Source organism: Pseudomonas sp. FGI182 (assembly GCF_000511325.1).
GTDB lineage: Bacteria > Pseudomonadota > Gammaproteobacteria > Pseudomonadales > Pseudomonadaceae > Aquipseudomonas > Aquipseudomonas putida_Z.
The window spans coordinates 2023521-2036244 of record NZ_CP007012.1; the positions used below are offsets into that span (position 1 = coordinate 2023521).

Consider the following 12724-nt stretch of genomic DNA (forward strand, 5'->3'; position numbering starts at 1 on the left):
AGGCGCATCGCCCATTTGCATGAAAATGGCTCATGTTGGGCGGGCGTCGGCGAAGCAGGGCACCCAAGGACGACCAGGCAACAAATCGTGATGGCTTTCAATACCCAGGACTTTCCGCACATGGTGCATCGTATTCTTGCCGGCGTTTTCGCCCTGCTCATCAGCAGTGTGGCGTTCGGGCAAGCCCCCCAGTCGAGCCCGGCTATTTCCTACACCCGGGACATTCAACCGATCTTCACCGAGAAATGCGTGGCCTGCCACGCCTGCAACGACGCCGCCTGCCAGCTGAAGCTGGAAAGCCCCGAAGGCGCGGTGCGCGGCGCCACCAAGGTTCCGGTGTACCAGGGCGAGCGCAGCAAGGCAGTGCCCACCACGCGGCTGTTCTACGACGCCCACAGCGAGGGCGAGTGGCGCAAGAAGGGCTTCTACTCGGTGCTCGACAACCAGGGCAGCCAGGCCGCGCTGATGGCGCGCATGCTCGAGCTGGGGCACAAGACCCCGCTCACGCCCAATGCCAAGCTGCCCGAGGAAATCGTCCTGGGTCTGAACCGCAACAACATGTGCCCGTTGCCGCATGAGTTCGATGCCTATGCCGGCGCCCACCCCAAGGAAGGCATGCCACTGGCGGTGACCGGCCTGACCGACAAGGAATACGACACCATGCGCCGCTGGCTGGCCGCCGGTGCGCCGGTCGAGTACCAGCCGATCAAGCCAAGTGCGGCCGAAGCCAAGCAGATTGCCGACTGGGAAGAGCTGCTCAACCGCCCGGGTTCCACCGAGGCGCTGGTTGGCCGCTGGCTGTACGAGCACCTGTTCCTGGCGCACATCTATTTCGTTGGTGGCGAGCAGGGTCACTTCTTCCAGTGGGTACGTTCGCGTACACCGAGCGGCCAGCCGGTCGACCTGATCGCCACGCGCCGCCCCAACGACCCGCCGGGCACCGACTTCTACTACCGGTTGATCCCGGTGCAGGGCGTGATCGTGCACAAGACGCACATCACTTACCCGATGGGGCCGCAGAAGCTCAAGCGGGTCAAGCAACTGTTCTACGCCGGCGACTGGCATGCCACCGCGCTGCCAGGCTACGGCCCGCGCCACCGGGCCAACCCGTTCGAAACCTTCGAAGCGATCCCGGCCGTGGCGCGCTACCAGTTCATGCTGGATAACGCCGAGTACTTCGTGCGCACCTTCATCCGTGGCCCGGTATGCCGTGGGCAGATTGCCACCGACGTGATCCGCGACAACTTCTGGGCGTTGTTCCAGGAGCCGGCCCACGACCGCTACATCACCGATGCCAAGTACCGTGGCGAGGCCACGCCGCTGCTGGCCATGCCTGGGCAGATCGATGACGTGGGCAGCGTGCTGAGCCTGTGGCACGCCTACCGTGACAAGCGCAACGAGTACGAAAAACTGCGCCGCGAAGCCTATGCCGACATGCCGGCGCCGGGCTGGGCGACGCTGTGGGCCGGTAACGACAACGCGTTACTGAGCATTTTCCGCCACTTCGACAGCGCCTCGGTGACCAAGGGCCTGATCGGTGATGTGCCGCTGACCGTGTGGCTGTTCGACTACCCGTTGTTCGAGCGCACCTATTACCAGCTGGCGGTCAACTTCGATGTGTTCGGCAACGTCTCGCACCAGTTGCAGACGCGCCTGTACTTCGACCTGATCCGCAACGGCGCCGAGGTCAACTTCCTGCGCCTGATGCCGGCCGACCAGCGCAAGGCGATCCTCGGCGACTGGTACCAGAACAGCGGCAAGGTGAAGATGTGGATGGATTATGAAGACATCGACACCGACACCCCGAGCGGCATCCAGCTCGACCCGCGTAACCCCAAGCGCGACTTCGGCCTGAAGCTGTTGCAGCGCACCGGCAGCCTGAATGCCGCGCCTGACCCGATCAACCGCTGCCAGGGCGCGTTCTGCTCGCGGCCGCAGGTGAGCGAAGAGTTCCGCAATGCCGAGCAGTCGCTCAGCCGCCTGGTGTCGCGCCCGGCTGCCGGGTTGAAGGTGATCAACCAGCTGCCCGAAGCGACCATGCTGCGCATCGAAGGGCAGGGTGGCCAGCGCCAGGTGTACAGCCTGCTGCGCAACCGCGCGCACAGCAACGTGGCGTTCCTGCTGGGTGAGGCGTACCGCTACCAGCCGGGGCTGGATACCCTGACGCTGTACCCGGGCGTGCTCAGCAGCTACCCCAACTTCATCTTCAACATCCCGACCAAGGATGTGCCGGAGTTCGTCGAGGACATGGAGTATGCGAAAGATGACCCGGCCAGGTTCGAGCGCATCGTCATGCGTTGGGGTGTGCGCCGCAGTCACCCAGAGTTCTGGCGCTACTTCCATGACCTGAACAGCTTCATCAAGGAGACCGAACCGGTCGAGGCGGGCGTGCTGGACATGAACCGCTACGAGAACCTCTGATCGGTTGGGCTGACCTTTCCGATTACCCTGCGGTCGGAATGGGTGGGTGGTCCGGGGGCTGCTGTGCAGCCCCATTCGCGGGCTTGCCCGCTCCCACAGGATATGTGGTGCTTTCGGGCATGGCATGAACCCTGTGGGAGCGGGCAAGCCCGCGAACGAGCGCGGTGCGCTCGCCGGGCCTCAATGCACCGGCAATTGCAGGGTTCTCCATGCTGTATTCGCTTCAGGCACTGCGGGCGTTCGCCGCCTGGGTGGTAGTCTGCCACCATTTCATGCAGATCTTCTTCGACTTCCAAGCCTCCGGCCCCATCGGCCAACTGCTCACCGACCGCGGCGCCGCAGGCGTCGACATATTCTTCGTCATCAGCGGGCTGGTGATCTACCTGTCGACTTGCGACAAGGCCATCGAGCCCCGCCAGTTCCTGCTCAACCGGGCGCTGCGTATCGTCCCGGCCTACTGGTTCTACACGGTGCTGATGGCAACCCTGCTGCTGGCCTTCAGTCAATGGATGCCGCACCAGGCATTCACCTGGCACCATCTGCTGCTGTCGATGCTGTTTATTCCGGCGGAAAACCCCGGTGGCTACGGCTTGTACCCGACTCTGAACGTGGGCTGGACGCTGAACTTCGAGATGTTCTTCTACCTGCTGTTCGGCCTGGCCTTCCTGGTGCGCCAGCGTCATCACCAGTTGCTGGTCACCGCCGCGCTGCTGCTGGCCAGCGAGATACTGGGCCGGCTGGGCGTGCTCAGCCGCTTCTACAGCAACGACATCATCTACGAATTCCTGCTCGGCATCGGCCTGGGCGTGCTACACCGTCGCGGGCTGATCCACCAGGGCCGCTGGCTGCCGTTGGCATTGCTGGCGGTTGCAAGCCTCGCCATCTACCACCTGGACGCATCCCGGCGCTTGCTGCACTGGGGCGTGCCGAGCGCAATGATCGTGCTGGCCTTCGTCGCCCTGGAGCCGGTGTTCCGCGGCAACCGGCTGCTCAAGGCGCTGGGTGACTGTTCGTATTCGGTGTACCTGGTCCATGTGCTGGTGCTGTACGCAGGCTGGTTCGCCAGCCAGCGCCTGCAGTTGAACCCGTACCTGGTGTTCGCCCTGTGCGTGCCGTCCATTGGACTAATGTCGTGGTTCAGCTACCAGTGGCTGGAGCGCGGCCTGTACCGGCGCATGCAGGCCTGGCTGGCGGCGCCACGGGGGCGGGCCCCTGAATATGCGCTTTCCCGAGTCAAATACTAGGACTTTGTTCGAAGGCCGGGTTGGCGTACACTTGGCCGCAAGTCTGTGAGGAACCTACATGAGCGCTATAACCATTACCGACGCCGCCCATGACTACCTGGCCGATCTGCTCTCCAAGCAGAACACGCCTGGCATCGGCATTCGCATTTTCATCACCCAGCCGGGCACCCAGTACGCCGAAACCTGCATCGCCTACTGCAAGCCGGGCGAAGAGAAGCCTGACGACACCGCCGTGGGCCTGAAGAGCTTCACCGCTTACCTGGACGCGGTCAGCGTGCCGTTCCTGGAAGACGCACTGGTCGACTATGCCACCGACCGCATGGGTGGCCAGCTGACCATCAAGGCGCCGAATGCCAAGGTGCCGATGGTCAACGAAGACAGCCCGATCAACGAGCGCATCAACTACTACCTGCAGACCGAGATCAACCCCGGCCTGGCCAGCCACGGCGGCCAGGTGAGCCTGGTGGATGTGGTCGACGACGGCATTGCCGTGCTGCAGTTCGGTGGTGGTTGCCAGGGTTGTGGCCAGGCCGACGTGACCCTGAAGGAAGGCATCGAGCGCACCCTGCTCGAGCGTATTCCCGAGCTGAAGGGCGTGCGTGACGTGACTGACCACAGTCAGAAAGAGAACGCCTACTACTGAGGCTGACGCGCTCTGTCGTGTGTAGGAGCGGCCTTGCGTCGCGAAAGGGCTGCGGAGCAGCCCCGGGATATTGGCGGCGAAGCTGGTATTGCCGGGGCCGCCTCGCGGCCCTTTCGCGACACAAGGCCGCTCCTACAGGGATCGCGTTGAACCCACTTCCTTAGCAACAAAGTGTTACTGTTTCAACCCCTGCGACAACAGGCCGCAGCCCGTATTCAAAGGGCTGCAGCCGATCCTTGCCTTCGTCGGGTAGAACCCCTCGGGGTGTCGTGCCAGAATGCCCCGGTTTTTCGACCGGCCCGTCCCGAGGGCCGGCACCTTCCCTGTAAAGGATGGTTTCATGAATGATCTATATACCCGGCGCGCAGTTGTCGCCGGGATGGGCGTTCTCGGGCTTGGCCTGCTCGCAGGCTGCAGCCCGGCCCGGGGGCTCGAGTTCAAGTACGGCAAGAACATGAGCAACGAAATCCTTGGGCGCAAGTTCAGCCTCAAGGACACCCAAGGCAATGTGCGCACCCTGTCGAGCTTCTACGGCAGCATGCCGATGATCTTCTTCGGCTTCACCCAGTGCCCGGCCGTGTGCCCGACCACCCTGGCGCGCGCTGCGCAAATCCGCAAGCTGCTGCGCGGCCGCGATCGCGACCTGTTCCAGGTGGTGTTGATTACCCTGGACCCGGAGCGCGACACCCCCGAGGTGCTCGATGCCTACGTGAAGGCGTTCGACCCGTCGTTCACCGCGCTGACCGGCACCCCCGAGGAAATCGCTGCGGTGGCCAAAGAGTTCAAGGTGTTCTACGAGAAAGTCCCGGCCGGTGATACCTATACCGTCTCTCACTCGTCCACCAGCTACGTCTACGATACGCGTGGCACCCTGCGCCTGAGCCTGGGCCATTCCCTGACCGCCCAGGAATGCGCCGAAGACCTGGTCACCCTGATGGAGATCTGCTGAATGTCGATGCAACCGATCAAGCACGGCCTGGCTGCCCTGGTCCTGATGGGCCTGGCGCTGCCGGCCCTGGCCCAGACCACCGTGAGCGACGCCTGGGTGCGTGCGACCGTGCCGCACCAGCAGTCCACCGGTGCCTTCATGACCCTGACCGCCAGCAGCGACAGCAAGCTGGTGGGCGTGGCTTCGCCTGTGGCCAAGACCGTGCAGGTGCACGAGATGACCATGAACGGCGATGTGATGGGCATGCGTGAGGTCAAGGCGGTCGAGTTGCCGGCCGGCAAGGCGGTGACCCTCGACCCGAACAGCCTGCATGTGATGCTGATGGGCCTGAACAACCAGGTGAAGGAAGGCGAGAAAGTGCCGCTGACCCTGACCATCGAAGATGCCAAGGGGGCCAAGGAAACCCTGGACGTGCAGGCCGAAGTGCGTGCGCTCAACGCCGAGGCGGGCGGTGGGCATGATCACATGCACATGAAGCACTGATCAGGCTGAACCCTTTGGGGGCGCTTTGCGCCCCATCGCGACACAAGGCCGCTCCCACAGGAGAACGCATATCCCCTGTGGGAGCGGCCTTGTGTCGCGATGGGCTGCCAGGCAGCTCCCGGTTCAATCAGCTGCGAAACTTGGGCAGCGGCCTGTCGAGGGTCAGCGAGGTCAAGGTCTTGCGGACCTGGGCCTCATCGGCCTCCAGGGCCTTGAGACTTGCGCGGATCTTGCCGGCGGCGGGCACGTCGCCCTGCCGGTCGATCCAGTCGGCTATCTCCTTGCAGGCACTGCTCAGGCAGGCCTGGCGCTGGTTCATCAGCGACAGGAGGGTGGTGAGCTCTCTTTCGGACATGGCAGGATCCTCCATTCAGCCTTGTCAGTGTAGCAGTGGCTGGCCGGCCTGCCTGAGGCCGGCTGTCGCAGCTCAGCCCTGCAGGCAGGCGCTGCGATAAGCCCCTGGCGTTACCCCATAGGCCTGCTTGAACTGCCGGCTCAAATGGCTCTGGTCGGCAAAGCCCAGGTCGAACGCCACTTCCGAGGCAGCCCAGCCACGCTTGAGCATTTCCCGCGCACGGGCCAGGCGCCGCTGCTTCAACCAGGCATGTGGCGGCAGGCCGGTGGCCTGGCGGAACACCCGGGCGAAGTGGAACGGCGACAGGTTGACCGCCGCCGCCAGGGCCTCAAGCGAGGGCGGGTCGGCCAGTTGGCTTTCCAGCAGCTCACGGGCGCGGGCCACTGCCAGCGGTTCGTGGCCAGGGGCGGCTGGTTCGGCGCATTGCCCGTGCCGTTGCACCAGGGCCAGCACCGCCTGGCGCCAGGCGGTCTGCTGCTGCAGGGCGCTGGCGCCGGCTTCGGACAGCTGGTGCAACTGGCTGAAGGCAAGCGCCAGGGCCGGGTCGTGTATCACGCTGTCCTTGAAGCTGGGCATGCCGTGGCGGCCCAGTTCCAGTTCGTCGAGCACCCCGGTTACCCGTTCATGTTCCGGGTAGAACCCTCGGTAGCGCCAGCCCGCTTCGTGGGCGGTGGCCCCGGTGTGCAGTTCGTCGGGGTTGATCAGCACCATGCTGCCGACCGGCGCCAGGTGCTCGCTGCCGCGATGCCAGAAGCGCTGGGCGCCCGACTCGATCACGGTGAACACATAGCCTTCATGCACATGCGGGGCGAAACGCTGCTGGAAATAGCGCGCGTGCAGCATCTCGACGTCGCCCAGTGCCGGCGCCTGCCAGAGGTGTGTCTGCTCGCGCAGGGGCGTGCTCATGCCAGCCAGCTGCGCAGGAGGAAGAAGATCAACATGCTCACCAGCATGCTCAGCAACACGCTGCGGGTCAACAGCACCAGGGCGATGGCCACCAGCGAACCCAGCAGGTAGGGGTTGAGCAGGCTCAGGTTCAACTGGTGCTCGGGCATGAAGATGATCGGGCCGCAGATTGCGGTGAGCATGCCCGGCACGGCAAAACCGAGGAACTGCCGGGCGTTGGAGCTCAGGCGCAAGGGCAGGCGCGGCTCCAGGAACGCATAGCGGTTGATGAACACGATGGCGCCCATGGCAAGAATCAGGACCCAGGTCATGCGCGGGCTCCGGTGAATTTCTGGCAGACGAAACCGGCGCTCATGCCCAGCAGGCCTGCGGCCACCAGGGCGGTTTCCCAGTGCCAGTAGCTGAACAGCACCGAACAGAACAGCGACACCGCCACGCACACAAGCGTGGCCAGGTTGCGCACCAGTGGCGCGATCAGGGCGACGAAGGTGGCGACAATGGAAAAGTCCAGGCCGAGCTGGTCCAGGTGCGGAATGTTCTGCCCCAGCAGGATGCCGGCCAGGGTGAACAGGTTCCAGGCGACGTAGAAGGTCAGGCCCACGCCCAGGGCGTACCAGCGGTTGAACTGCTGCTGGTCGTACTGGCTGGTCAGGGCGAAGAACTCGTCAGTGAGCAGGAAGCCCAGGCCCAGCCGCCAGCGCAGCGGCTGGCTGGACAGCACCGGGCGCATCGTCAGGCCATACAGCAGGTGCTGCGAGGTCAGCAGCAGGGTGGTCAGCAGGATCGACGCCAGGTTGGCGCCGCCCTTGAGCATGCCGATCGCCACCAGTTGCGCGGCACCGGCGAAGACGATGGCCGAAAGCCCTTGCCCCTCCCAGGCGCTGAGATTGGCCTCGATGGCCATGGAGCCGGCCAGCAGGCCCCAGGGGGCGACGGCCAGGGACAACGGGAGAATGGCGATGGCGCCGTGGAGAAAGGCTTGGCGGGCGATGTGGGGCATGGTGGCTGCAGTGCGTGTACGTGGCAGGCCAGCATGCCAGACGGGGCGGGGGATGGCTTGAACGATCTTGCTATGCCTGGCACGGTCCCTTGTAGGAGCGGCCTTGTGTCGCGATGGGGCGCGCAGCGGCCCCGGCAATATCTGCGGCGAAGCTGAAATCCTGGGGCCGCTGCGCGCCCCATCGCGACACAAGGCCGCTCCTACACAGAAACCGTGTCCGTGTTACGGACGGCTGGTCAGGTGCTGCTGCGCTGTCACGCAGCCGTTGGTATCCACGGCCTTCTGCAGCAGGCTCTGGCGGTGCTGCGGGTCGAGGTCGCCGAGCAGGCGGTATACCTCGGCCTGGTAGTCACGCTGGCGCCCCCACTGCATTTCCAGGCCTTGTGGCCGGTTGCGGTTGCAGGCCAGGCGCGTGGCCGGTTGCGGGTAGTAGGGCGCATACACGGTAGCCATGTTGGGGATGGCCTCCAGCGCAGTACGGTACTCGCTGCTGACGTTATAGGGCGGGCACCAGGTGGCGATGGCCGGCGCCGGTGCGGCAAAGCCCTGTCTGAGGCTGGCTTCGAGCAGCGGGCAGGCGGCATCCGGGATTTGCGCGGCGGGCAGGTAGGTCATGTAGTACAGCGCCAGACGGTACTGTGCGACCGGGTGGCCCAGCTCCACGGACTTTTTCAGCAAGGCGACGGCTGTCGGCAGGGTGTGGGCCATGGCCTGGCCCTGGCGGCTGAGCTCCGGGTCGCCGCCGATGGCCGTGCGCAGCGTGCTGGCGCCGTCGTCCTGGCTGTCGGCCTGCTCCAGCAGGGGCAAGGCCTGGCGGTAGAGCAGGTCGGCATGAGGGTCGATGCGCACTTCCAGCGCGTGCGCGGCCAGCGGCATCAGGGCGATCAGCAGTAAGGGCAAGCGAAGCATGCGGCTCACAGGCAAGCCCCATGGGGTGCCAGGTACTGATGGATGGCTTCGATGTTCATGGCGGTCAAGCGTGCGCCTCGGGCAGATCGGAACGACGGCCTATTCTAGCCACCCAAGGGGCCTGGCCGGAAGACCACCTGGCAACTGTCAGACGAGCTTGATCGGCGTGACCTTGCGCTGGGCATGTTTTTCCTGGGCCAGGCCAAGCTTGGCGGTAATGACCTTGGCCAGGGCATTGTTGCCCAGGTCGTTCAGGTGCAGGCGGTCGATGAACAGGTCGGCGCCGAACACCGGCGAGCTGCTGAGCATGCAGTTCATGTCATAGCAGGGCACCGGGTCGGCCTGGCTCTTGATGCGACGGAAGAAGGCCGAGTGCAACTGGCTGTCGAACGCGCCGTCCAGCAGCCGGTCGAAATTCGCCGGTCGTCGCTGCAGCGCGTCCAGCATGGCCTGCTCGCCAGCGGGCAGGCTATCCCGGCACCAGGGCAGCAACGGCTGCAGGATGAAGGTGAGGGTGGAATGGCTGTCTGCCAGCAGGCGGTCCCATTGGCGCAAGGTCCGGCCAATGCTGTCGGCGGCACGGGCCAGGCGCTTTTCCGGGGGGGACAGCGGCCAGGTGGCAGGTGTTGCGACCGAGGGTGTGGCCAACGCCTGGCCGATGCGCCGCCACAGCGATTGCCGGCGGGGCGCCGCCGTGGGCTGCATGCCTTCGCTGAAACTGTTGAGAAAATCCTGGTAGGCCTTGGCGTGCCGCGGGTCGCTCAGGCTGGCGAGGACTTCGCAGAGGGCTTCGTGGGCCAGGGTGTTGAGGCCGCTGAGCACCACCACATGGCCGAGCTGGCCAAGGCGGTGCTGGTGGGTCAGGAACATCAGCAGCTCCTGGCTGGCATTGAGCCCGCAACCAGCCAGGCTCAGCCAGACTTCGCCAGTCAGCATCGACAGGTGCGAGGCCACCGTGTGTTCGTCGGAGCTGGCACCGATACCCAGGGCGGTGGAGCCGCCGACCAGCAGGTTGATGCGTGACGCACCACCGCGCTCGGCTGCCGAAAAGCGCTTGCCGGCGCAATGGCTGTAGCGCAGGCCCAGGGCATCGGTGTTGATGGTGCCGGAGCGGTAGCCGGTTTCGTGCACATGCACGGTGTGCGGGGCGCGCCGGCTGCCCAGCAGCAGAAAGCGCTGGTAGTCCTGTTGCAACGGCGAAGGCGACGAGGTCGTGTCAGTCGCGGTCATGGGTTCTCCTTCTGTTGCAGCGGGCACCTTGCGTCACGTTCAGGCCGCCAGCTCCTTGACGTTGTACAGCAGGCCGCCGGCGGCGATCAGCAGCAGGGCGACCCCCGAGGCCAGGCTGATCATGCGGTTGCTGCGCTGCGAGGCGATCTTGCCGATGGCGAAGATGTACAGGCTGAGCACGGCAAAATCGATGGCTACCCACAGCATCGACAGCACCACCATGCTCTTGCCGAACGACTCGGTGATCTGGATGAACTGCGGGAAGAAGGCGATGAAGAAGATGATGTCCTTCGGGTTGGAAATGCCCACCATGAAACCTTGCAGCAGCCCGCCGCGGCCAGGCTTGGCGAGCTCGCCCGGTGCCTCGGCTGCTGGCGCCTGCAGGGCGTCCCGCAGCGTGCCGACGGCAATGTAGCCGATGAACAGGCAACCCAGCAGGCTCATGGCGCTGAGCCAGGCCTTGTCGATGGCGGCGCTGGTGAGGATGATCCAGGCCGCCGCGCCGATCAGCACCAGTGATGCCCAGTTGGTGCCCACAGCCGTGAACATGGCCTTGCGTGAGCCGGAGGCGGCCGCGGTGTTGACGATCAGTGCCACCACCGGGCCGGGGGTGGCGATCAGTAGCAGGACAGTAAGGGCGTAGGTAGCGGTGAGTGCGGTATTCACGGTCAGGTCTCGATCAGTATGTCGGGTGTTGCCGGCTGTACGGCATGGGCGTGGAACGGGCAGCGGGACGGGTTGAGCGACCCTGCCTCCTGCAGTTGGTACTGCTTCCACTCGTAGTTGTCGGCATCGCCGAAGAAACCAAGGGTGTCGGGCATGACGCCGTCGTTGTAGTGGTGCACGCGCTCGCGGATGCGTTCGCGGATACGATGGCCGCTTTCGGTGTTGACGTTGGCCACTTCGTCGAAGTTCGCCCGCGGGTTGATGACGAAGGTGATGTGCGGCCCCAGGTTGCGGCTTTTCATCTGCTGGTGGCCGGGGAAGTTCATGTTGATGAACAGCGGCATGCCGGCAAAGCAGAACGACCAGGCGTTGTCGTCGGGGTCGGTCGGGATGCCCTGCGGCCAGGGATGCGGGTCGCGCGCGTGCACGCCACGCAACACCTTCCAGGCCAGCGCCTGTTGCTCGGCCAGGGTGTAGTCGGCGGCGGTTTCGAGAAACACCACCAGTGGGCTGCCGATACGCTGCTTGGGTGGGATAGGTGTGACGGTGCGCACGTAGTCGGCCAGGCCCATGGCGATGTCATCGGCCAGCTGCCCGGCGCGGGCGAAGAGGATGTGGCAGGTTGCGCCGTTTACCGCCTTGCGGCCGAACAGGCAGGGGAACTCGGGGTTGGCGAGGACACTGCGAAAATGTTCTACGGCTTTGTAGGTCCAATGTCGCGCGTTGCGCACATGGTCAGCGGCCAGCTCTAGCGCATCCAGGCGATAGCAAGTTCCATAACCCGTCGACATGATTTCCCCAGGCGTAAATTTGATGAACGTTCAAGTCACATGCAGGCAGGATCTTGGTTATGTTTATTATTTACCCGCATTTTCCGAGACGTCCTTGGCGTTGTAAAACGCGTGGAACTATGACCTACTATTAGTCTTACTCATGCTCGGGGCGTCGCCATGTCGGAACGGATTCAGGCTTTGCACGCGCTGCGTGCCTTCGAGGTGGCCTCTCGCTATGGCTCATTTACCCGTGCCGCGGAAGAGCTGGCCCTGACCCAGGGCGCCGTCAGCCACCACATCAAGACCCTCGAAGCCATGTTCGGCTGCGACCTGTTCGAGCGCCGCGGGCCGAAGCTGGCCCTGACCGAGCACGGCCGCCTGCTGGCGCAGGAGCTCAAGGTTGGCTTCAAGATCATCGAAAATGCCTGCGCCCTGCTGCGCCAGGACCGCTACGGCCTGCGTCTGAAGGCACCGTCCACGCTCACCGTGCGCTGGCTGCTGCGGGCGCTGGATGCGTTCAAGAAGGTCGAGGACAACTGCAGCGTGCAGCTGTCCAGCGTGTGGATGGACATCGACAGCGTGGACTTCTATTCCGAGCCCTACGACTGTGCGATCCTCCTGGCCAACGGGCGTTTTCCCGCCGATATCGAGAGTTTCAAGCTGTTCGATGAATGGCTGATCCCGGTGTGCCACCCGGATTACATGGCCCAGGCACAACCGGGCCTTGCCGACCTGGCCCAGTGCGAATTCCTGCACCCGTCCCCTGACCGACGAGACTGGCGGCGCTGGCTGGCTCGCATGGACGCGCTGGACATCAGCATCGACCACGGGCAAGTGTTCGATACCCTCGACCAGGGCATCTCGGCCGCACAGCAAGGCCTGGGTATATCGGTGGTCGACCTGGTGCTGGCCAGCGCCGACCTGTTGGCCGGGCGCCTGGTAACGCCGTTCAAGCACGCGGTGGCCACCGGCGACGGCTATTACATGACCTGGCTCAAGGCCAGCCCCAAGGCGCGGCAGATGCATAAGCTGCGCGAGTTCCTGCTTGGCCAGGTGCCACCGCTGGCCTGCAAGGACATCAATTACCTGTACGGTTGAACACGCGTTCGAGCAAACGCCCGGCGGTGGAGTGGTTTGTGGCGGGG

General features: G+C 64.6%; 14 protein-coding genes. 6 read left to right on the top strand and 8 right to left on the bottom strand.

Annotated features, from left to right (window positions below; translation table 11 throughout):
* Positions 1-120 precede the first annotated feature (120 nt).
* The 5 genes from C163_RS09095 to C163_RS09115 all read left to right on the top strand — a co-directional run bounded on the left by C163_RS09095 (position 121) and on the right by C163_RS09115 (position 5740).
* Positions 121-2421, top strand: a complete 2301-nt coding sequence (locus C163_RS09095) for a fatty acid cis/trans isomerase (protein ID WP_025338484.1) — start codon at positions 121-123, stop codon at positions 2419-2421.
* A 209-nt stretch (positions 2422-2630) separates the two neighbouring features.
* Entirely contained in the window at positions 2631-3665 is a 1035-nt protein-coding gene (locus C163_RS09100; protein WP_025338485.1) for an acyltransferase, read from the top strand.
* Positions 3666-3723: 58 nt separating this feature from the next.
* Positions 3724-4308 carry a Fe-S biogenesis protein NfuA gene (nfuA, locus tag C163_RS09105; protein ID WP_003250416.1) on the top strand — a complete coding sequence of 195 codons (585 nt, stop codon included), beginning with the start codon at positions 3724-3726 and terminating at the stop codon, positions 4306-4308.
* A gap of 340 nt (positions 4309-4648) precedes the next feature.
* Positions 4649-5257, top strand: coding sequence for an SCO family protein (locus C163_RS09110; protein ID WP_024086651.1), 609 nt, complete (start codon positions 4649-4651; stop codon positions 5255-5257).
* The gene (locus tag C163_RS09115) at positions 5258-5740 is read left to right on the top strand and encodes a copper chaperone PCu(A)C (RefSeq protein ID WP_013971950.1); all 483 of its coding nucleotides are present in this window, start codon (positions 5258-5260) and stop codon (positions 5738-5740) included.
* 127 nt (positions 5741-5867) lie between these two features.
* Here the strand turns inward: C163_RS09115 and C163_RS09120 are convergent, their stop codons facing one another.
* The 8 genes from C163_RS09120 to C163_RS09155 all read right to left on the bottom strand — a co-directional run bounded on the left by C163_RS09120 (position 5868) and on the right by C163_RS09155 (position 11597).
* Positions 5868-6095 (bottom strand): hypothetical protein, encoded by a 228-nt coding sequence (locus tag C163_RS09120; RefSeq protein WP_003260451.1) that lies wholly within the window; start codon positions 6093-6095, stop codon positions 5868-5870.
* A gap of 72 nt (positions 6096-6167) precedes the next feature.
* Positions 6168-7001 carry an AraC family transcriptional regulator gene (locus C163_RS09125; RefSeq protein ID WP_025338486.1) on the bottom strand — a complete coding sequence of 278 codons (834 nt, stop codon included), beginning with the start codon at positions 6999-7001 and terminating at the stop codon, positions 6168-6170.
* The gene (locus C163_RS09130; RefSeq protein ID WP_025338487.1) at positions 6998-7312 is read right to left on the bottom strand and encodes an AzlD domain-containing protein; all 315 of its coding nucleotides are present in this window, start codon (positions 7310-7312) and stop codon (positions 6998-7000) included. The genes C163_RS09125 and C163_RS09130 overlap by 4 nt, the downstream gene beginning before the upstream one ends.
* Positions 7309-8001, bottom strand: a complete 693-nt coding sequence (locus C163_RS09135) for an AzlC family ABC transporter permease (RefSeq protein WP_025338488.1) — start codon at positions 7999-8001, stop codon at positions 7309-7311. The genes C163_RS09130 and C163_RS09135 overlap by 4 nt, the downstream gene beginning before the upstream one ends.
* A gap of 222 nt (positions 8002-8223) precedes the next feature.
* On the bottom strand, positions 8224-8919 hold the full coding sequence (locus tag C163_RS09140; protein ID WP_025338489.1) for a hypothetical protein: 696 nt from the start codon (positions 8917-8919) through the stop codon (positions 8224-8226).
* Positions 8920-9057: 138 nt separating this feature from the next.
* On the bottom strand, positions 9058-10140 hold the full coding sequence (locus tag C163_RS09145) for a hypothetical protein (protein ID WP_025338490.1): 1083 nt from the start codon (positions 10138-10140) through the stop codon (positions 9058-9060).
* 39 nt (positions 10141-10179) lie between these two features.
* On the bottom strand, positions 10180-10806 hold the full coding sequence (locus C163_RS09150) for a LysE family translocator (RefSeq protein ID WP_025338491.1): 627 nt from the start codon (positions 10804-10806) through the stop codon (positions 10180-10182).
* A gap of 2 nt (positions 10807-10808) precedes the next feature.
* The gene (locus C163_RS09155) at positions 10809-11597 is read right to left on the bottom strand and encodes a YqcI/YcgG family protein (protein WP_025338492.1); all 789 of its coding nucleotides are present in this window, start codon (positions 11595-11597) and stop codon (positions 10809-10811) included.
* Between the two features lie 159 nt (positions 11598-11756).
* Between C163_RS09155 and C163_RS09160 the strand changes: the two genes are divergently transcribed.
* Positions 11757-12677: a LysR substrate-binding domain-containing protein gene (locus tag C163_RS09160; protein WP_025338493.1), complete on the top strand. Its 921-nt coding sequence runs from the start codon at positions 11757-11759 to the stop codon at positions 12675-12677.
* Positions 12678-12724: the final 47 nt, after the last annotated feature.